Origin of the sequence: Foliimonas ilicis (genome assembly GCF_039939195.1) — a bacterium.
GTDB lineage: Bacteria > Pseudomonadota > Alphaproteobacteria > Rhizobiales > Rhizobiaceae > Foliimonas > Foliimonas ilicis.
The window spans coordinates 75,660-95,826 of sequence record NZ_JBDUUH010000006.1; the positions used below are offsets into that span (position 1 = coordinate 75,660).

The window sequence follows — 20,167 nt, forward strand, 5'->3', positions numbered from 1 at the left end:
TCAGTGAAAGTCCGAAATTATGGGAATCTTGACGGCGGACCCTCTCGCCAGCGTCGTTGCGTTGCTCAAACCCGCGCCCTCGATCGCCAAGCTTGTCACCGGCGGTGGCCGCTGGCGCGTCGAGCGCACGAATATGGCAAGCCCGTTCTACTGCGCCATGGTCGAGGGCAAATGCCTGCTGACCATTGAGGACGGTGCGCCGCTGGTTCTTGAAGCGGGCGACTTCGTGCTGGTGCCCGAAGTTTTCGATTTCACCATGTCGAGTATCAACCCGCCGCCAAGCGGCGCCCCGCGCCTGCCGCTGGAGACCGGCCCTGGCACGTTCCGCCTAGGCGAACAGGACGCACCGACCGAGGTGCGGTGCCTCGTGGGCCACTGCAGCTTTGCCTCGCCGGACCGGGAACTGCTCGTTTCGCTCCTGCCGGCGGTGATCCATGTGCGCGCACAGGGACGCCTGATCGCGCTCGTTCAGATGATTCAGGAAGAGGCGCAAAGCGATCGTGCAGCCCGCGACATGGTGCTCGGACGGCTTTTGGAACTGCTGCTGGTCGAGGCCCTGCGCTCCGTCGAAAGCACGATAGCAGAACCCGGTTTGCTCCGCGGCCTCGCCGATCCCCAACTTGCCCTGGCGCTGCGGCAGATCCATGCAGACCCCGGTGCAAGCCTGTCCGTTCAGGGCTTGGCCGCTGCAGCGGGCATGTCGCGCTCCACCTTCTTTGACCGCTTTCGCGGCGAGGTCGGATCAACGCCCATGGAATATGTAGCGGCTTGGCGGATGGCAGTGGCAAAGGACATGCTGGTGAAGGGCCATATCGCGATGGCCGAACTCGCGCGGCGCGTCGGCTACGGGTCGGTCAGTTCATTCAGCATGGCCTTTTCGCGGCATGTAGGAATGCCCCCCGGCGCGTTCGCCACCAGACGCCAAGCCGCGTAAATCGCACCTCGATCATTTCCCGTCCGATGCCCGTACTGCGGCGGGTGGCTCACATCGTTCAATGACCACGGCTGGCAGCTTTTGGGAAACTAGGCCTTGGCTGTGAACGGCAGGCATGGGGTGGATTGTGTTGAAAAAGTCCGGCTAGCTTGATGACTGAGCTGCGCTGACGTCCAGCTGAGAATATCGTTCTTCGCTTTTTGCGGAAGAGTCATTAGAAGCCAGAAATTTCCAGCGCCAGAGGATGAAATTTCTATGTTTGGGACGGCTAAGCCCATCCAAAGTATCGCGCCGGACTTTTTCAACACAATCGGGTGGCTACCTGCCAGTCCGGTTTTGGAGAGGAGGCACGATAAGCGGACATGGACGAGACGGCACACCCTTAGGGTGCGCCATCTCATTATGGTCAATGCGACCAGGCCGCCACGTCAGGCTCGCCCTGCTTGGACCGGAAGGTCAGGGCCAGCACGAAGGACAAAACGATCAGGATGATCGCGCCGGTGGTCATGACACCGACGAAGGCCTGGTCGAACGCCAACTTGGCATTGGTGACCACCCAACGGCAGTCAGAGTGGCGCGGTCTTCGTCAGGAACTCGCGCAGGCTGCGCCCCGGCGTCCCCGTCAGACGTTCAACAGTGTCGGTGACGATATCGACGCCCCCGGCGCGCGTATCGGCATCCATGGCGACGAGCAGTTCGGCTAGCGATGCTGGCAACCCGGCGCCCAGGAGGCTGTTCGACAATTGCTCGTCCGTGAGGTGCGTGACGGCGATGGAGGAGTTGAAGACTTCGTTGGCAATGGCTGCAATTTGGGGTCAGAACAAGAGCAGTTCGAAATCGTACGCTAAGGTCGAACGGACCATGAACGGCGTATGGATCAGCGGCGTCCGATCCCTGTGGATTGTTATCGCGACGCGTCAGTTTTGATTTCCTCTTTTGCCCGACTCGACAACGCTTCTGCCAGATAGTCGCGCATAGGGATGAAAGATGGCAAAGCGGAAGCTTCTCAAAGAGCAGGATCGACGGAAGCTTTTCGACATACCAGTCGATGAGGACAGCCTGATCCGACACTATTCGTTGTCACCGGCGGATCGCCTGGAGATCGAAGCGCGGAGGCGTGAGCATAATCGGCTCGGCTTTGCCATTCAGCTATGTCTGATGCGATATCCGGGCCGAGTGCTCGGAGCAGAAGAGGCCCCGCCTCGCGCGATGCTCAGATATGTAGCTGACCAAATCAGCGCCGACCCAGAATCATTTGCGCTCTATGCCCGCCGTGAAGAAACTCGTCGCGATCACACGGCTCGCCTGATGGCGTATCTGAATATGAGAAGCGCGACGGTGCAAGATCGTCGCGCCGCGCTATTGGCCGCAGTTCGGACGGCGGCGATGTCCAACGACGGTGCTGCGATAGCCAGTTCCATTGTCACCACATTGCGTGAACGTGGATCTCTTCTGCCCGCAATCGACACGATCGAACGCATCGGCCTTGCCGGCCGTGCTTTAGCCCGCCGGCAGGCGGAGAGAACTCTGATTGAAGACATTCCGCTCAATGCACTTCAATCATTGGACAGGCTGTTAGAGGTTGATCCGTCGATCGGCCAGACGCGCTTTCATTGGCTGCGATCGGCACCGGATGCGCCTGGTGCGTCGAACCTTGTCGGGCTGACCGACAGGCTTGCCTTTCTGCGCACGCTGAAGATCGATCCGAGATTGCAGATGCGGATTTCATCGGGACGATGGGATCAAATGATCCGTGAAGGGAACGCCACGCCGGCATGGCTGGCCAACGACTTCAATGCCAGCCGCCGGCACGCGCTGATCGTGGCGCAGGTCATCAAACTCAGCCAGAAGCTCACCGACGATGCTGTGACGATGTTCATCAAGCTGATGGGAAGGCTGTTCTCTCAGGCCAGCAACCGTAAGAAACAACGGCACATGGATTGCAGGCCCGATACCGCCAAGGCGCTGCGCATGTTCCTCGACACGATCACAGCCCTGCAATCGGCGAACGACTACGGCCAGAATGCATTGGAGGTCCTCGATCAAGAAGTTGGCTGGCACCGGTTGCTCCGAATGAAGCCTGAACTTGAGTCGATGGTCGAGAACAGCGAGGCATCGTCATTGACTCTGGCGGCTGAGCAATATGCGACCGTCAACAAATATGCCGGTTCGTTTCTGCAGGCGTTCTCGTTCCAATCCGCACGGCGACACGATCCGCTCCTTGCGGCAATTTCGCTGCTGAAACGGATCTATGCCGAGAAGCGTCGGACACTTCCAGATCGCGTCCCGCTAACCCACCTCAGCCAAGCTGATCGTCGGCTTATCGTCGAACAGGGACAGCCTGATCGCCGTCTCTACGAGATTGCGACGCTCGCGATCTTGCGAGACAGACTTCGATCTGCCGACATTTGGGTCGACGGCAGCCGATCCTTCCGACCGATCGACGAGTACCTGATGCCGCGGTCGACATTCGCCACGATGAAGGAAGAGGATCGGATCGGATTGGGCGTCCAAGGTGATGGCGCGGCTTGGCTTGCCGAAGCGCGTCAGATGCTCGACTTCAACCTGAAGCGTCTGGCGCACAGAGCACGGTCCGGAAAGCTCGAAGGTGTCCGCCTTGAAGCTGGTACCTTAATCGTAACGCCGACCACCGGCGAAGTCCCCGCCGCCGCAGACGAGCTGAATGCTGCGATCAGAAATATGTACCCAATGGTTGAGGTGCCGGACCTCTCGAGGGAGGTGCACGATTGGACCGGCTTTGCCGATCACTTCACGCACGTCCGCACGGGTGACATTCCGAGAAACGTCTCGGCCATGCTGGCCGGCGTGCTGGCGGACGCAACCAACCTCGGTCCGAAGCGAATGGCGAGCGCATCCAAAGGCATCAGCGCTCACCAGATCGGCTGGATGCGCACATTCCACGCCCGGTCGGAGACCTATCGTGCCGCGCAAGCATGCATCACCGATGCGCACACCCGACATCCGCATTCTCGCCTCTGGGGCAACGGCACGACATCTTCGTCAGATGGCCAATTCTTCCGCGCGAGCGACCGAGCCGCAAAGCGCGGCGACGTCAATCTGCACTACGGTAGCGAACCGGGCTCGAAGTTTTACAGCCATTTGTCCGACCAGTATGGCTACTTCAGCATCTTGCCGATCAGCCCCACCGAAAGCGAGGCGGCCTATGTGCTCGATGGACTGTTCGATCAGGACACGGTTCTCGACATCCAGGAACACTTCACCGATACAGGCGGTGCAAGCGATCACGTCTTCGGGCTGTTTACCCTGATCGGAAAGCGGTTCTCACCGCGACTGCGGAACCTAAAGGACAGGAAGTTCCACACGTTCGAGAAGGGCGATACATATCCGGCACTGTCGAACCATATCGGAGCACCGATCAACACCACTCTGATTCTCGACCATTGGGACGATCTGCTCCATTTGGCGGCGTCGATCACGGCGCGGTCCGTGGTGCCGTCAACGATTCTAAAGAAGCTGTCAGCATCCCCAAAGCAAAGCCAACTCGCAAGGGCGCTACGGGAACTCGGTCGCATCGAGCGGTCGCTGTTCATGATCGAATGGTATTCGAGCCCGGCATTGCGTCGGCGTTGCCAAGCCGGCCTCAACAAAGGAGAGGCCGCGCATAAGCTGAAGCGTGCCGTTTTCTTCCACGAGCGCGGAGAGATTCGAGACCGATCGTTCGAAAGTCAGGCCTTCCGCGCCTCCGGTCTCAACCTCGTTGTCAGCGCGATCGTACACTGGAACACGATCTATATCGACGGGCCGTCACGCACTTACGCAGTGTGCGTCTCGAAATTCCTGATCAACTGCTCAGGCACATCTCGCCACTGAGTTGGGAACACATCAATCTGACCGGCATCTACACCTGGGACAGCGAGCAGCATCTGCCGGAAGGTTTCCGATCGCTGAGACTCCCGGCTGGGCTACGGCGAGCCGCATGAGTTCGTGATCCGTTCGACCTTAGCGTACGATTTCGCACTGCTCTTCTGTGGTTGCCGTCCGTTGTGCAAGTCGTTTCTGACCTTTTTGGCGTGCGATCGAGTGCGGTCTTCTGTCAGGCCTTCGCTCGCGGCACTTTCAGAAGCCGCTGGCCAGTATGGTGATCTGCGGATCAGGTCCAAATCTTGTTCCCGAGTTCTGAGCTCCAAGAGCTGTACTGGTTTTCCCAATCCCGATCGGTTCGATCATGCGCCCATTCAGGTCATCGACTTCTCACACCTCCTTGCCGGCGCTGGCTATTTGCGGTCAGCTTCCTGTCACGCCGTCACAGCCGAGGCCGGGTTTCGATAATCTTCCTGCTTGGTCAGCATGGCCCATATTTTCCGAGCCATTTTGTTTGCCAGTGCGATCGCCACCAGCATTCTCGGCTTCCTGGCGAGCATCCGCGAAAGCCATGATCCTTGCGCAGGCGGTTTGCGGCTCGCCCACCTAACGCGGGCCATCGCACCGATGATCAGTAGCCTGCGGATGTCGGCCTGTCCGGCCTTCGATACACGGCCGAGCCGCTCCTTTCCGCCTGACGAGAACTGCCGGGGAACGAGACCGAGCCAAGCGGCAAAATCTCGGCCGCACCGGAAGTTTTCCATCGCTGGCGCGAAAGCCTCGACGGCCAGTGCGATCACCGGTCCCACGCCCGGCATGGTCTGAAGCCGGCGCGCGACTTCGCTCTGTCGGGACAGTTCTGCGAGTTTCCTGGTTTTCTCCTCGATCCAGTTCGACTTCTCTGCGATCTGGGCCAGAAGATCGCGGCACTCTTCCCTCACAAGTTCGGGCAGGTCAATTTCGGTATCCTCGACAATCGCCTCAACGCGTTTGATATGACCGATCCCGAGCGGAATGACTTGCCCATATTCGTAAAGAACGGCGCGCAGAGCGTTCACCAATTCCGTTCGCTGGCGGACGGTACGCTCGCGCGCCCGGAACAGAACCGCTCGAGCTTGCTGATCCGGCGTCTTGGGTTTGACGAAACGCATCTCGGGCTGACGCGCCGCAATGGCGATTGCCTCGGCATCGGCCGCGTCATTCTTTTGTCGCTTCACGAAAGGGCGCACATATTGCGGCGCGATCAGCTTGACCTCATGGCCAACCTTGACCAACTCGCGCGCCCAGAAATGGGCGCTGCCGCAGGCTTCCATGATCACAAGCGCTGGCGGCTGTTGCGACATGAACCGCAAGAATTGCCCTCGCGACAGCTTCTTGCGGAACTTCATGTCGCCTGCCATCGACGCACCATGTAGCTGGAAAACGTTCTTTGCCAGATCCACTCCGATCATCATATCTTTCATCTTGCCGTCTTCTCCGTCCTGTGGCCTACACCACATCAACTTGGCACATTGCGATGCCGTTAGGGGAGGACGGCAACCACCCCATCTTGTTCTGACCCCTAGAGGGCATCGCGTTGAAAGTACGCTAAACAACTCCAAGGGTGAACGGGTGAGGAACGTCGTCATGCCGCCCGCTTTTTGGACGAGAGGTTGAGCAGCTTTCGGTTCGTTGCCAACGCGGCGCGATCCGAGTGAAAATCGCCGGAGAAGGCGATATGCTCCCATCCTACCGGCGACGTGTGAGCCAGGAGGTCATCCGGAACGAATTCGCCCGTTGATCGCAGATGGGCCACGGCGTCGGCCATATAGGTGGAATTCCAGTAGACGATTGCTGCGATGACGAGATTCAGTCCAGAGGCGCGGTATTGCTGTGCCTCGTGGCTGCGATCAATGATACAGCCTTGCCGGACCGTGCAGATTGCGTGGGTGAGCACATGACGCTGTTCACTCTTGTTGAGCCCGGCCTGGCAGCGTCGGCGAAGCGACGGATTTTCCAGCCAGTCGAGCATGAACAGGGTGCGCTCGATCTTGCCGATTTCCTGTAAGGCGATAGCAGTTCTAGACTTGTGCCTCGTCGACGGGAAGTTTGAGGCCTTTTCCATCAATCGCGTTTGTCACTTTTATACTCGTGGCATAGTGCGAACGGAATATCCCTTTGGCCTCGCTGACCCTTGAGGAGGCCAGAGCGCATTTTGGCGGCCTAGCAACATGGGTGACCGGCGCGGGTGTCGCTTCGAGCAAGAAAACCCAGGCGTTACTTGGTTGGACTCCGCGGGAAATCGGCCTTCTCGCTGATATCGATCGTCCCGAATACTACGCCTGAGTTTAGTCCAGTGTTCGGCTTCGCGAGCCTTGCGATTCCACCCTTCGATTTGAAGAAAAGGACCTGATCATGCAGAATGATCGTATTGACACCATGACAGCCGTAAACGCCCCGGAAGAGACTTTTACCGGCAGTGTAATTATCAGCGGCTACTTTCGCCGCGAGGTCCCAAGCCGTCTGGCCGGGGCGACCGTAAACTTCTCGCCCGGTTCGCGGACGCCCTGGAAGGTAAACTCCTTGGGACAGACCCTGATCGTGACGAAGGGTGCCGGTTTGGCAAAGGTCGAAGGTGGTGAGGCCGTCGAGCTACAATCCGGCGACATCATATGGTTTCCGCCCGGATGTCGACATTGGGAAGGCGCCAAGCCACAAACCTCGCTGATCTACGTCGCAATCCACGAAATCGAGAGCAACTCAGGCGTCGAGTTCGAGGAGAAGGTTTCTGATGAAGAATACCATCGGGCTGTCAGCTCCCTGAAGCGCATTCAACGCGATCGTGGCAGGTGTGCGTGATCTCACCACGGAGGCCGCGGACGCACTGCGCAACAATGGCGTAGGGGTTCCTAGTGACCTCTCTGTTCGACAGTGACCTGGAAACGGCCATCATCTTCTAGCCATAACTATGGCACTGACTCTCCCGAAAAATAAAGCTCTTCGGCATCCTGGGGCCATCTGGATCGCTTCTCGATCAGGGATAATTGACCCCACCTGTCGCACGGCGCGGTTGCGTATGATCTTCGGGTAGCGGGATGAAGTCCGCCTCGTCACCCGGTACCGTGTCGAAGCGACCGCGTGCCCATTCTTCTTTGGCGGCCTCGATCCGCTCAAGACGCGATGAGACAAAGTTCCACCAGATGTAGCGGGGGCCGCCCATCGGCGCGCCTCCGAATAGCATGAAGCGTGCGTCTGACTTTGCCTTGATGGTGATCGGATCTTCTGGGCGCAGCACTAGGAGCTGCGCCGGCTCGAAGCTGTCGCCAGCCACCTCGATTTCGCCTGAAATCGTGTAAAGCGCGCGTTCCTCATAGGAGGGGTCGATCGGCATCGATCGCCCGGCCGCAAGTTGCACGTCGGCGTAAAGCGTCTGGGACGCGGTTCGCAATGGCGATGTCTCGCCGAAGGCACTTCCCGCGATAAGCCGCGCCTTCACGCCGTCCGCGTCGATCAGTGGCAGCGCCTCGGCGCCGTGATGCAGGAATGCCGGATCGTCCTCTTCCCGGTCCTCGGGCAGTGCCATCCACGTCTGAATGCCGAACAGGCGCTGTCCGTCGCGGCGCCGATCGAGACTGGTGCGCTCCGAGTGGACAATTCCACGCCCCGCGCGCATCCAATTGACTGCGCCGGGCTGGATGGCCTGTTCGGTACCGAGGCTATCACGATGCAGTATCTCGCCTTCGAAGAGATAGGTCAGCGTCGCGAGGTTGATGTGCGGATGCGGACGAACGTCTATGCCTTGATCGGTCAGAAACTCTGCCGGTCCCATCTGATCGAAGAAGATAAAGGGGCCGACCATCTGGCGCTTGGTCGACGGCAACGCTCGACGAACCATCATCTCCCCCAGATCGACCGCGCGTGGCACGATCAGCGTTTCGATGGCCTCAGCGCTTGCGCGGTCGCCAAGTTTGGGATCGGGTTGTGGGCTCCAGCTCATAGAAGTTCTCCGCTTTCGTTTTAGTTTGCCGTAACGTTTGGTTCAGTCCTGCACTTTGCGTGGCACCCGCGGCATCCCGGATTCGCATTCGAGGGCCTGCCGGTCCCATCCACCTGTATCCGCGGCTGCTTCATAGGTCGTGCGCAGGAACCGCATGAGATCGCCCTCGGGATCCTCGCTGTTCCGCACTGCTTCGTAGGGCAGAAGGAATTCGCCCAATGTCTCATCGAACCGCGCGGCTTCCGGTTCTACCGATCTGTCGGCAAAGCCAGACGGGGCCGGGTAGGCGTATGAATAGAACATCGGCTCGTCCACGCCTCCGCCGCCGGGCCAGAATCCGGCCGAGGATACCTCGTGGCTGTAAGCTTCTACGGCGACATCGTCGGGCAGCGCCGGCGCACCGCCTGGATGGCGCGGCGCCTTGCGGCCAGAAAACCGCGTCACTGCCAGATCGAAGGAGCCCCAGAACAGGTGGACCGGCGAGACCTTTCCTAAAAACCCAGTACTGAAGCGTTTAAACACTCGGTCGATCCTGACCAATGCTCGATGGAAATTTGCAACCGCCTCCTTATCGTAAGGTCGCAGCGCGGTATCTTCAGCGAACGGGACCGGGTCCGGGACTTCGTTCGGCGTGCCGTGAATGGCCATGCTCCCGCCCAGCCCTGTGACCAGGACTGTCGTCCGGTCCAAAAACTCTGCGACGCTCATTTCTTCCAGCGGAAAGCTGTCACGCACGCCGTTGTTTTCGCCGATAAGAACGTGGTCGTAAAAATCGAACGTCAAAGTGATACCGATTTCGCCATCAGGCACGAGGCCTGTCGTTAGACCACGGGGCGTTACGTATAGTGTGACGTGCCACGAATGCTTGTCCCATGGAGTATGAGACAAACGATATTTGCCAACGATCTGAGTCCAGAGATGCAGTGCGCTGCATGTCTGCGCCCAACCGGCGTAAGGCAATTCTGGCCAGTTATTTTGTTTTTGTCTGCTCATCCAATCGACTCCATGTTTTGATGTGCAAGGGCTGTTGATGGAGCCCATTCTGGCAGCGCCAGTTCAAAGCCTTTGAACTCGAAGCCAGGCGCAACAACGCAGCTGACAAGAACCCATCCGCTTTCTGCAGCCGCCGCTTGCCACTTTCTCTCCGGGACTAACGCCTGCAGCTGCTGTCCTTCGCCTATCTGATCGCCCAAGTGGATTTCACTTTCTGATTCGATCCTTAGCGTCAGAGACGCGCCGGCATGCCACAACCACAATTCGGATGCATCCAACCGGTGCCAGTGGGATCGCTCGCCTTCGGCGAGCAAGAATAAGATTGCTGTCATAACCGACCGGCCATCCGGCCCCACAGGAAGACGGAACGTTTCCCGATAATGACCTCCCTCTGGATGGGGTATGAGCCCATGACGGCGTATGAGGTCCACGTGCATTTGCTGTCACTCCTTTGGGCCGCATCAAGTGATAATGTTTTTGCATCCACTTCATGCACGACCGCCTCGAGATCTGCACCGATCGTGCCCGCCGCCGAACGCAATCGAAGCGAAGGGCGCAGGCCCGTTGCGCGAATCCGTTATCTACAACAACCTTACCAAGCAGCTTCCTTAATCAGGTCCGCGACAATCTCCGGTCGCGAGACCATCACGACATGTGATGCACCTTCAACCACGGCCGTTCGCTTTGAGCCGGCGCGGTCGGCCATGAACTGTAGGGCCATGGCTGGTATATTCTTGTCGCCGTCACCGTAAACAAAATAGGATGGCAGCGATTTCCAAGCTGGCTCACCGGATTTTTCCGTCAGTGCCGCTTCAGCAATAGGCCGTTGGCCGGCGGCCATCAGCGCAGTCACCTCGGGCGGAACATCGTGAGCGAATTGATCGTGGAACTTCGCCTGATCGATATAGAGGTCAACGCCACCAACGGTGAGCTGGACCGGGGGGGCGAGGGCTTCACCAAGCGTTCCGCCCGGAAACTTGCCAGCGAGCTCAATCGCAGCTTCGCCGAAATCCGGCGCGAAGGCGGCGACGTAGACTAGCGATTTGACGTTGTTATTCCCACTCGCCGCGTTGGAGATGACTTGTCCGCCGTAGGAATGACCAACCAGCACGACTGCGCCTTCGACACTGGCGATGACATCAGAAACCTGGCGCGCGTCGTTGGACAGGCTTCGCAGTGGATTAGCGACTGCCACGGTTGCATATCCATCGCGTTGGAGATTGGCGATAACAGCGTTCCAACTCGACGAGTCGGCAAATGCCCCATGCACGAGAACGATTGTGGGTTTGTCTGGATTCGCGTCAATTCTGGACATGACATCTCTTTCAAATATTCGCTTTTGCGACTCTGTGGGGCTAAGGCATCCACAAATAGAAATGACGAGCAGGCTGTTGGAGGCGAGAGCGCCAGCGAACTTCCCAGCACGTCACGGATCACGCCCATTCCCGCGGAGGCGCGTAGGTCACAATGCTGGGTGGTGGGAGATGATCGGGGTCAGTTTACGGAGCGATCGATCACCGCGCGGAACGTGACCTCGACGAGTTGCACCGGTTGAGCCAGCGTGGATACGCCAACGATGCTGCTCGCGCATCCAGGTACTTCGCTACCATACATCTCCTTGCGAACCTTGGCAGCGGCAGCGAACCCCGCAGGCATATCCAGAACGAACAAAGCCTCTTCCACTACATCGTCCAGCGTTGCCCCAAATTTGGCGAGGAGCTTTTTGGCGTTCACGTATGATTGGCGAATCTGCGGCTCCATTTGGTTGTAGTTGACGGGTCTTCCATCCCCATCAAGTTCTGCCGGAGCAATAAAGTTACCTTCGCTGTCATGGCTCAATTGTCCTGACAGGTAAATCGTATCCTTGACCTGAATCGCCTGGTTGTAACCAAAGCCGGTTTCCCAAGGCACACCGTGGTTCGCAAACTTCTTGTCCAATCTCGTATCGGTCATAGTGGTCCCTTTTGGTTGTGATGTTCGTTGAGTATCAATCAGTTCCTTTGGAACGGCTGCGATGAGATTTGAGGATCTCCCGCGACTGGCGGTTCCACGGCCACTCTCCGTCAATCTCTGCTTCGAGTGAGAAGCTCAGAAAGGTTCGAATGATTACGACGAGGCCAAGCAGCCCGACGCTATCCCACGTCAAAGGAGATATGATTGTCGCGACGATATCGGCGCCGATAAGTATCTCCAGCCCCAGCAAAATCCCGCGGCCTAAATTTGCTCGGTAGCGCACGTAGGCTATTTCCGAAGAAATTTGGTAGCTATCCTTAACGTAAATAGCAGTTGCCAGGACAACGCCGATGAGGATGACAGCAATGCCAAAAAACTCGAGGCCTAATGCCACCGGCTCTAGTACAGGAGCAATTAGGCTCACCATGCCTATAACTTCACTTGAACCGGCCATAGTTTGCCTTGAAAATATTTTTATATTTAGTTGACGAATTCAACTGACCACCACATCCTTTTCAACACAGCGTAACTATTGCCGACGGGTCGGTGGATGTGTTTGTGGTCACCAATATAGGCGCAATGAGGCCGTGACAGAATTGCAATAATCGTCACGAAAGAATTGCTGATTGTGAAACAATATGAACAATTTCAAAGTCCTTCGGACGTTTCTCGTCGCAGCTGAGAAGAAAAATTTCGCGCAAGTAGCGCGTGAACTAGACATGACGCCTGCGGCCGTCACGCGCGCAATCGCCACGCTCGAGAAAGATCTCGGAGTGCAGTTGTTCGTCCGAACTACGCGACAGGTATCGCTCACCACCGATGGCGCAGTTTACGCCGCACAGATCAAGCCTGCTTTTGATGCGCTTGAGATAGCTCGTCGCGACGTAATGAACGCCAACAAGGTGGATGAGGGACGCTTGCGGATCACCGCTCCAGTGTGGCTTGGCAAAACGATATTGCCGACCATCATAGCCGAGTTCCAAAAACTCTATCCTAAGATGAGCTTTCAGGTATCTCTGGCAGATGAGCTGGTGGACATCGTCTTAGACGACTACGATCTTGCGATACGCATTTCGCTTCAGCCATCCGACAAATACACAATTTGGCGAAAGATCTGCGCTATCCCGAGGATCCTCGTAGCAGCTCCCGGCAGTCGGTTTGCCACATTGAGCCATCCAAGCGAACTAAAGCCGGATGAGTGTCTCGCATATAGTGGAGAAAGCAAACGCGAGTCTTGGATACTCACAGATGGCGGCTCGACAATCAACGTATCCGCCGGACGTGGCTTCAGTGCTAACAGCGGCGAGTTTCTCGCTGATATGGCTGCGGAAGGATTAGGCGTAGCATTGCTGCCGGGCTTCAACATCGCGGAACACCTGCGAAGTGGCCGTTTGGTGCATATCTTCAAAGAATGGGTTCCGCCGCAGCTTTGGCTTACGCTCTATTATCCTCCGTATCAGAAACTGCCACCACGTATTGCAGTGTTCTCAAAATTCTTCGAACAGAACATGCCGTCGGATCTACATCCTGAAGCTGATTTGATCTAACTGAGTATCATTCACGGCAACCTGCCGGCATTTAGGTTTTAAGGTGAGAAAGCTCGCACCGCCGATCACGCTGCCGTCGATCTTAAGCAAGTACGGTCTCCGCCGCGACCGCCAAATTCACCGACCTTTTGGTCTCGAGAGGCACGCCAAAGTATCGTTTCGAAACAAAATCGGAGAGGATTCGATCGCATAAAATCCATTGCACATCATACAGCGGCTGCCCGATTTTTTACTTTTGCATCGCAGCAGCCTCCTAATCAGGTTCTGTTCGTTACGTCCTCACCTAACGAAGAAAACTATTAAGTGCTTTGGCGACCTGCGAGGGCTGTTCCTCGATGATCCAATGCCCGGATTCATGGATTACGCCACCACACACTTGGTCAGCAAGGTGTTGGAATTGTTCGTAGGGGCCCATACCCATTGACCGATCGCCACCTACCGCCCAAACCGGCATTGTCAGTTTGTTTTCCGTCAGGCGAGCGAGTGTCGGCAGTTCGCTTTCAACCTCACGATAGACCCCAACCAGACCTCTGATCCCGCCGGGAGAAGCAAGGTGGTGGGCATATTCTACCAAAGCCTCGGTCTCGATCGCTCCGATATCTCCATAGGTCTGAAAAAACTCTGTAAGGTAGGCGCGCTCACGGCCTGCAATCAAAAGCTCAGGCAAGCGCGGATGGGCATAGAGACCAAAGTGCCAATAGTTTGCCAGAATAGTGTCGAGCGTTGGCGACGGTACTCCGAGAATGGGTGCTTCCATAACACCAAGCCGGCGCACATCGGACATGTGCTGGGCAGCATAGGCGTAGGCGACAATTCCTCCCAAATCATGCCCAACCAAATCTACCGCTCCAAGCTCAAGTTCTTCGACAAGCTGGCGCACATCTTTCGCCATTATCAGAATTCCGTAGCCCAGTTCGGGCTTGTCACTGCGACCATATCCGCGCAAGTCAGGAGCAACGATCGTGCGGTCGGTGGGAAGCAATGGAACCAGCTTTCGCCAAGATAAAGAAGTCTGCGGCGACCCATGTAACAGCACAAGGGGTTTGCCTGTGCCGCCAATGCGGTAATGGATACGGATCCCGTTCACGAAAGCATCCCGGGCTTCTAATGCATGCCATTCCATTGTGATTTCCAGTATATGCTGTTGCCGTAGGCTTTTTAGCGGACTTCTTGTTTCTTCAGATCATTCGTGCGCAACCAGATTCGCAAGCATCCGGACGGTCGAAGCTGCAATGTTTGCAAGGCAAGAGGGTTAAACCTTTGCGACTGCGTCAGCATTTGGTCGATCAGAGTGGTCTCAACAAATGCCGCACGATGGGTGGGTGATCACCGATATGGAACGCCCGCAGAACCTCTTGATTCAGTTGGTCGGTGCGGGTCACTCTCGCATGCTGACGCTGATGCTCAAGCCAGCTTTCGACGATGAAAGCCTCGACAACCTTGCCTGGCTCGGCAACGTCTTCCCAGACGTCCCATCGGATCGCGCCGTCACGCTGTCGTGCAGGATGAAATCCGCGCAGGGCCGTCACGAATTCGGCTTGGCGTTGAGGTTCGATACGATACTCGATCTCGATCAGAACCGGACCACGATCGTCCGCGGGTCGAACCGAAACGACAGGCTCCGCCCAGTGGTTTGAGGGTGCCAGATCGGTGGTCGAATCCTGCGGCAGGCGCCAACGGAAAGCCAACAGTAGGGCTATCGCTTGTCCAATGGCCGCGATCACGAGAGCTGTGGAGACGCTACTGCTGGCGGCGAGCGAGCCCCAGAGAATGCTGCCTCCGGTCATTGATCCTTGAAAAACGAGCAGATAGACAGCAAGCGCGCGCGCCTTCACCCATCCCGGCGAGGCCATTTGAGCTGCCACGTTCAGTGATGTCATCATGCCGATCCAAGCAAGGCCGGCTGCGAACATGACCGCTCCGGCGATCCACGCATTGGCGACAAGAGCGAGCGACAACGTAGCCAAAGCGAAGAGTAGCGTCGCCCCGGCTGAAATTGTGTTGGCGGGAATCTTTTTCCGTAGCCGCTTCAGAAGGATCGCACCTACGACCGCTCCTGCACCCATACATCCAAGGAGAGCGCCATAGCCGGCTGCGTCGAGCCCGAGCCCACGCCGGGCGACGAGCGGCAGCATTGCCCAGAGTGCACTTCCGAAGATGAAGAACCCAATGGCCCGGATCACGACCAGACGCATCGCAGGAGAATGGCGCGTATAACGATATCCCGCCTTCAGCGCACCGAAGAAGTGCTCTGAGGGCAACGTATGAACGGTTTCAGGACGTTTCCAGGTAGACAGCACGAATAGCACGGCCATGACGGAAAGGGCGTTTAAAGCGAAGACGGCCGGTGTCCCGGCAAAGGCAATGATAACACCGCCGAGCGCCGGCCCGATCGCGCGCGAGATGTTGACGCCAAGGCTGTTCAGCGCGATCGCATCCGGCAAGGCCTGCTTATCCACCAGTTCAGGTACAATCGCTTGGAACACCGGCGCGCTAAGTGCCGCGGCGACTCCGAGTATGAAGGTCGCGCCCAACAGGACCTCGGGAGTGACAAGGTCGTTTAAAGTAAGGAACGCCAAGCTTGCTGCGGCGACCAGACCAAGAATCTGCGCGGAAAGCAGCATCTTCCGTCGGTCAACGATGTCGGCCAGTGCCCCGGCCGGAAGGGCAAGCAGGAACATCGGTAGAGTCGTTGCTGTCTGCACGAGGGCGACCATTAAGGGGCTCGGCGAAAGCGATGTCATCAGCCAGCCTGCGCCGACATCATGCATCCATGTGCCGACATTAGAGATGATCGTTGCGATCCATAGCGCCCGAAAGACCGGATAGCTCAGCGGTCCGCGTGTCGTCTCATTGCCGGGAATTGTCTGTTGCGGCGAAGTCATGCCGGCTCCTTTTGTCCACCCTTGGCAGATCAGTTTCATCAAATTTGTTTCCGTAACCGCCCGCACTGCAGACGGCGCGCACCGAGACCGCCAGCCGTCAAACCACGGTCAATGTCAGACCGCCCAGCAGCCGCAACCGAAAGAGCCCCAAAACGTGCGGGCATCCGAAGCCGGTGCTTGCGTGCCAAGAGCTGCCGCATGATCGTGCCCATGCACCGCACAGTTATTCACACAACTGCAGTTCATCGCCAGCTTGGCACGGGCTTCATTCGTCTTGTGATAGCCGCCGAAGGTCGCGACCGGCGACCAGTCCGGCATCGGCGCAGGGAGGTCTGGTGCAAGGGGAGCATAATCGCCGTCGCCATGGACGACCTCGCCGCCCAGGATGGTGAGAACGGACCGCAGGTGGACGATGTCGCTTTCTGCTACCGAGAAATAGTCGTCGGAAAGCACAGCGAGATCGGCCAGTTGCCCGGGTATAATTTGCCCTTTTTTGCCCTGCTCGTTTGAGAACCAGGTGTTCGCTTCGGTCCACAGACGCAACGCCGTCTCGCGATCAAGGCGGGCGTGCTGCGGGTAGAGCGCAAGGCCTCCGACGGTTCTTGAGGTCACCAGCCAGGAAAGAGACACCCAAGGATTATAGCTAGCCACACGGGTTGCGTCGGTTCCGGCGCCAACTGGCACGCCAGCCTCCATCATGCGGCGGATGGGGGGTGTGCGCTCAGCCGCTTTCACCCCGTAGCGCTCAACGAAGTACTCCCCCTGAAAAGCCATGCGGTGCTGGACGGCTATGCCGCCACCGAGCGCCGCTATCCGGTCGATATTACGGTCGCTGATGGTTTCAGCGTGATCGAAAAACCAGTTGATGCCTGAGAACGGCACGTCACGATTGACCTTCTCGAACACGTCAAGCGCCCGATTGATCGTTTCATCGTAGGTTGCGTGCAGCCGCCACGGCCAACGGTTCTCAGCCAGCAGGCGCACGACCGGCTCGAGGTCGGATTCCATATTCGGCGGCATGTCAGGCCGCTCAACACGGAAATCCTCGAAATCCGCTGCGGAGTAGACCAGCATCTCGCCGGCTCCATTGTGACGATAGGTGTCGTCGCCATGGCCCGGGGAAACCTGCTTTACCCACGAGGAGAAGTCTGCAAGCTCCTCCTTGGGCTTTTGGGTGAAGAGATTGTAACTGATGCGAACGGTCATCTGGCCATCAGCGTGCAACTTCTCGATGATCTGGTAATCATCGGGATAGTTTTGAAAGCCACCACCTGCATCGACCACGCTGGTCACCCCGAGCGAGTTGATCTCGCGCATAAAGTGCCGCGTAGAATTGACCTGATACTCGGGCGGCAGCGACGGCCCTTTGGCCAACGTCGCATAGAGGATGGTGGCGTTCGGCTGCGCCAGGAGAAGGCCAGTTGGATTGCCGGCGGCATCGCGAACGATCTCGCCGCCGGGAGGATTGGGCGTATCCTTTGTGTAGCCGACGACACGCAGCGCGGCAGCGTTCAGCAGTGCACGGTCATAGAGGTGGAGAATAAAAACCGGCGTGTCGGGCGCAGCAGCGTTGATTTCATCCAGCGTCGGCAGGCGCTTCTCCGCGAACTGATGTTCTGTGAAGCCACCGACCACGCGCACCCATTGTGGGGCCGGCGTGCGGTCGACCTGTGCCCTAAGCATCGTCATCGCCTCGGACAGGCTCGGCACCCCATCCCAGCGCAGCTCCATATTATAGTTCAGTCCCCCGCGGATGATATGGGTATGGCTGTCGATGAGCCCCGGAATGACCCGCCGTCCTTTCACGTCGATTATCTCTGCGTTCGGCGCGGCCGCTCGGACCTCGGCCTCTGAGCCCACCGCCAAAAAACGCCCGTCGCGAATTGCAATTGCCTCAGCGGTGGGATTTTGTTGGTCGAGGGTCGTCACCTTGGCGTTGACGATAATTAGATCCGCATCGCGCATGGCGTTGTCCTTTGCGTACGATCGATTTGATAAGAAGACGGCCGTAGCGGCAGCGCCCACGATGGTTTGGCGTCGTGTGGTTTGGACCATGTTTTCCATTCTCCTTCTTGCCCACGCGGTCACGCGGTAGCCGGAAGTCAGATTGTTTCTATTTGTTGGGCCCCAGAATGGGATCTGCCAACGCCAGGGCTGGCGGAAGCGATAGACATCGCTGGCCCAAACGCTGAAACTGAGCATGGCGAGATAAGGTGACGTCGAAGAACGGAGACGCCAGCAGCCTGCTGATGACGCCATTTGCGCGATGCGCGAGAATCCGACCGATCGCTGACATTGCCGGTGTCGATGCGCCGAACGGAATACTGGCGGGACTTCATGGCACGTTCCTCCCGGCCTGCTCAGTCGTCCGAGACGACTTTTCGGTCAGGTCGAGCCAAGCGACGAGTAAGAAACCACCGACCAGACCTAGATGCCCGAAGAATGAATTCGCGGCCATGAAGCGCTCTTGTCCGTCCGGCAACTCCCAGAACCGCAATGCAATAAAGGTTGCAAGCAGTGTAAAACCACCAAGGGCGAGTGCGCCGAGCCATCGCCAGAACCCAGTAAGGATCATCGCCGGTGCTAACAGTTGAAGAACGACCACCAGAGCGGCGAACAGCGCCGGCGGATTTAACCCGAAATGCGTCATCTCAGCGATAGCGCCGGGAAAGTCGGTCAGTTTGACCAACCCACCTTGGAGATAGGCCGCGCAAAGGCCGAGATAGGAGATGAAGCGTACAGCACCCGATATGGGACTGTTCTTCTCAATTCTGAGCGACATCGATCCGATCCCGTTTGTTGAAAGCATTGCGTTTCACCCCGATTTGCTTCATCCGCCGAGCAGGTGGTTGGTCCGACGGAGGCGTCAGACCAACCACCTTATCGCGTCGGTCAGGCCGCCGATTTGGGAGCGAGGGTCGGGCCGTGGGTCACGCGCTGGGGAGCCTTGTGAACCATTGTGTAGGCGTAATCGACACCCATGCCGTAGGCGCCGGCATGCTCTTTCACTACGGAGATGACAGCGTCGTAAGTGTCGCTCCGCGCCCAATCGCGTTGCCATTCCAAGAGCACTTGCAGCCAAGTGACGGGGACGACGCCGACCTGCGCCAAGCGATCCATTGCGTATTTGTGCGCATCGACCGAGGTTCCACCTGAAGCGTCGGCCACCATGTAGATTTCGTAGTCGGTGTCAGCGAGGCAGGACAGGGCGAAGGTTACGTTGCAGACCTCGGTCCACAGGCCAGATACGACGATCTTCTTGCGTCCATCGGCAGCGTTGGCGGCTAGCGCTTCACGTACCTTCAGATCATCCCATGAGTTCATCGATGTTCGTTCGAGAATCGGAGTTTCAGGGAAGACGGCAAGTAGTTCAGGATAGGTATATCCAGCGAAGCACTCCGTCTCCACCGTGGTGATGCTAGTCGGAATATCAAAGATTTTTGCCGACTTCGCGAGCCCGACGACGTTGTTTTTCAGGAGCTGGCGATCGATTGACTGGACGCCGAGTGCCATCTGCGGTTGCTGGTCGATAAAAAGGACTTGGCTGTTCTGAGGTGTCAATATTTCAAGTTTGCTTGACATTAATTTTCTCCTGTTGGTGCTTTGAAAAAACGATTTGTCTCAGGCCGCGTCGCTTTTGTTAGCCGCCTTATCGGAGGCGTGATGCGCGAAGGACTTTTCGTGCAGACGTGACTGCACAAAGCTTGAATGGCCTTTCAGCCACTGGACGCCAGCTTCGCCTGCGAGCATGCCCAGCAATCCCAATAGCGCTATGATTGGTGGGGCCGGCGACCTGACTGAAACAAGCCCATAGATCACGCCGATGCCGAGACCTACGAGAAGGGAGATCAGATATGGTTGAAACTGGCTCACGGTCTTTACTCGTCATAGTTCACTGTGGTCTTCGTCGCATCTAAAAGACGTTCGGAAATCAATGTTCTGGCGCGCTTTCGCAGCCATTGATGTGACGTTATGCAGGCCTCTATATTCGAGCATGAAGCTTTGCTCTTCGGGTTCCAGGCCAGATTGAAATTCC

The 20,167-nt window shown here is 57.6% G+C and carries 20 protein-coding genes and 1 pseudogene; 5 read left to right on the forward strand and 16 right to left on the reverse strand.

Annotated elements, in window-relative coordinates; all coding sequences use genetic code 11:
• Positions 1-19: 19 nt before the first annotated feature.
• Positions 20-934, forward strand: coding sequence for an AraC family transcriptional regulator (locus ABFT80_RS14460; RefSeq protein WP_347972637.1), 915 nt, complete (start codon positions 20-22; stop codon positions 932-934).
• 406 nt (positions 935-1,340) lie between these two features.
• On the opposite strand, the gene ABFT80_RS14465 is transcribed toward ABFT80_RS14460, so the two are convergent.
• Both ABFT80_RS14465 and ABFT80_RS14470 read right to left on the reverse strand, forming a co-directional pair.
• The gene (locus ABFT80_RS14465; RefSeq protein ID WP_347972638.1) at positions 1,341-1,472 is read right to left on the reverse strand and encodes a hypothetical protein; all 132 of its coding nucleotides are present in this window, start codon (positions 1,470-1,472) and stop codon (positions 1,341-1,343) included.
• 28 nt (positions 1,473-1,500) lie between these two features.
• A complete protein-coding gene (locus ABFT80_RS14470; RefSeq protein ID WP_347972639.1) occupies positions 1,501-1,650 on the reverse strand; it encodes a hypothetical protein in 150 nt (49 codons plus the stop codon).
• A gap of 271 nt (positions 1,651-1,921) precedes the next feature.
• Between ABFT80_RS14470 and ABFT80_RS14475 the strand changes: the two are divergent.
• Positions 1,922-4,896: pseudogene (locus ABFT80_RS14475) on the forward strand (Tn3 family transposase).
• A 315-nt stretch (positions 4,897-5,211) separates the two neighbouring features.
• On the opposite strand, the gene ABFT80_RS14480 reads toward ABFT80_RS14475, so the two are convergent.
• Together ABFT80_RS14480 and ABFT80_RS14485 are read right to left on the reverse strand one after the other, a co-directional pair.
• Complete coding sequence (locus ABFT80_RS14480; protein ID WP_347972640.1) at positions 5,212-6,240, reverse strand: IS110 family RNA-guided transposase; 1,029 nt, start codon at positions 6,238-6,240, stop codon at positions 5,212-5,214.
• A gap of 161 nt (positions 6,241-6,401) precedes the next feature.
• Positions 6,402-6,884, reverse strand: coding sequence for a Tn3 family transposase (locus ABFT80_RS14485; RefSeq protein WP_455189942.1), 483 nt, complete (start codon positions 6,882-6,884; stop codon positions 6,402-6,404).
• A 50-nt stretch (positions 6,885-6,934) separates the two neighbouring features.
• On the opposite strand from ABFT80_RS14485, the gene ABFT80_RS14490 reads away from it, so the two are divergent.
• The gene (locus ABFT80_RS14490) at positions 6,935-7,102 is read left to right on the forward strand and encodes a hypothetical protein (RefSeq protein ID WP_347972641.1); all 168 of its coding nucleotides are present in this window, start codon (positions 6,935-6,937) and stop codon (positions 7,100-7,102) included.
• Positions 7,103-7,171: 69 nt separating this feature from the next.
• A complete protein-coding gene (locus ABFT80_RS14495; protein ID WP_347972642.1) occupies positions 7,172-7,615 on the forward strand; it encodes a cupin domain-containing protein in 444 nt (147 codons plus the stop codon).
• Between the two features lie 175 nt (positions 7,616-7,790).
• Here the strand turns inward: ABFT80_RS14495 and ABFT80_RS14500 are convergent, their stop codons facing one another.
• From ABFT80_RS14500 to ABFT80_RS14525, 6 genes are all read right to left on the reverse strand, one after another.
• Positions 7,791-8,753 carry a pirin family protein gene (locus tag ABFT80_RS14500; protein WP_347972643.1) on the reverse strand — a complete coding sequence of 321 codons (963 nt, stop codon included), beginning with the start codon at positions 8,751-8,753 and terminating at the stop codon, positions 7,791-7,793.
• 42 nt (positions 8,754-8,795) lie between these two features.
• The gene (locus tag ABFT80_RS14505; RefSeq protein ID WP_347972644.1) at positions 8,796-9,746 is read right to left on the reverse strand and encodes a DUF5996 family protein; all 951 of its coding nucleotides are present in this window, start codon (positions 9,744-9,746) and stop codon (positions 8,796-8,798) included.
• A complete protein-coding gene (locus ABFT80_RS14510) occupies positions 9,743-10,183 on the reverse strand; it encodes a cupin domain-containing protein (protein WP_347972645.1) in 441 nt (146 codons plus the stop codon). Before ABFT80_RS14510 ends, ABFT80_RS14505 begins: the two co-directional genes overlap by 4 nt.
• A 155-nt stretch (positions 10,184-10,338) precedes the next feature.
• A complete protein-coding gene (locus ABFT80_RS14515; RefSeq protein ID WP_347972646.1) occupies positions 10,339-11,061 on the reverse strand; it encodes an alpha/beta fold hydrolase in 723 nt (240 codons plus the stop codon).
• A gap of 179 nt (positions 11,062-11,240) precedes the next feature.
• Positions 11,241-11,699 (reverse strand): RidA family protein, encoded by a 459-nt coding sequence (locus tag ABFT80_RS14520; protein WP_347972647.1) that lies wholly within the window; start codon positions 11,697-11,699, stop codon positions 11,241-11,243.
• A gap of 34 nt (positions 11,700-11,733) precedes the next feature.
• Entirely contained in the window at positions 11,734-12,153 is a 420-nt protein-coding gene (locus tag ABFT80_RS14525; RefSeq protein WP_347972648.1) for a DUF1622 domain-containing protein, read from the reverse strand.
• 184 nt (positions 12,154-12,337) lie between these two features.
• Between ABFT80_RS14525 and ABFT80_RS14530 the strand changes: the two genes are divergently transcribed.
• The gene (locus ABFT80_RS14530) at positions 12,338-13,246 is read left to right on the forward strand and encodes a LysR family transcriptional regulator (protein ID WP_347972649.1); all 909 of its coding nucleotides are present in this window, start codon (positions 12,338-12,340) and stop codon (positions 13,244-13,246) included.
• Positions 13,247-13,529: 283 nt separating this feature from the next.
• Here ABFT80_RS14530 and ABFT80_RS14535 read toward each other — a convergent pair whose 3' ends face one another.
• The 6 genes from ABFT80_RS14535 to ABFT80_RS14560 all read right to left on the reverse strand — a co-directional run bounded on the left by ABFT80_RS14535 (position 13,530) and on the right by ABFT80_RS14560 (position 20,004).
• Positions 13,530-14,369 carry an alpha/beta fold hydrolase gene (locus ABFT80_RS14535; RefSeq protein ID WP_347972650.1) on the reverse strand — a complete coding sequence of 280 codons (840 nt, stop codon included), beginning with the start codon at positions 14,367-14,369 and terminating at the stop codon, positions 13,530-13,532.
• Positions 14,370-14,532: 163 nt separating this feature from the next.
• The gene (locus ABFT80_RS14540) at positions 14,533-16,131 is read right to left on the reverse strand and encodes an MFS transporter (RefSeq protein WP_347972651.1); all 1,599 of its coding nucleotides are present in this window, start codon (positions 16,129-16,131) and stop codon (positions 14,533-14,535) included.
• Between the two features lie 114 nt (positions 16,132-16,245).
• Entirely contained in the window at positions 16,246-18,186 is a 1,941-nt protein-coding gene (locus ABFT80_RS14545; protein WP_455189943.1) for an amidohydrolase, read from the reverse strand.
• A gap of 280 nt (positions 18,187-18,466) precedes the next feature.
• Positions 18,467-18,913 (reverse strand): DoxX family protein, encoded by a 447-nt coding sequence (locus ABFT80_RS14550; protein ID WP_347972653.1) that lies wholly within the window; start codon positions 18,911-18,913, stop codon positions 18,467-18,469.
• A gap of 110 nt (positions 18,914-19,023) precedes the next feature.
• Positions 19,024-19,713 (reverse strand): hydrolase, encoded by a 690-nt coding sequence (locus ABFT80_RS14555; protein ID WP_347972654.1) that lies wholly within the window; start codon positions 19,711-19,713, stop codon positions 19,024-19,026.
• A gap of 39 nt (positions 19,714-19,752) precedes the next feature.
• Complete coding sequence (locus tag ABFT80_RS14560) at positions 19,753-20,004, reverse strand: DUF1427 family protein (RefSeq protein ID WP_347972655.1); 252 nt, start codon at positions 20,002-20,004, stop codon at positions 19,753-19,755.
• Positions 20,005-20,167: the final 163 nt, after the last annotated feature.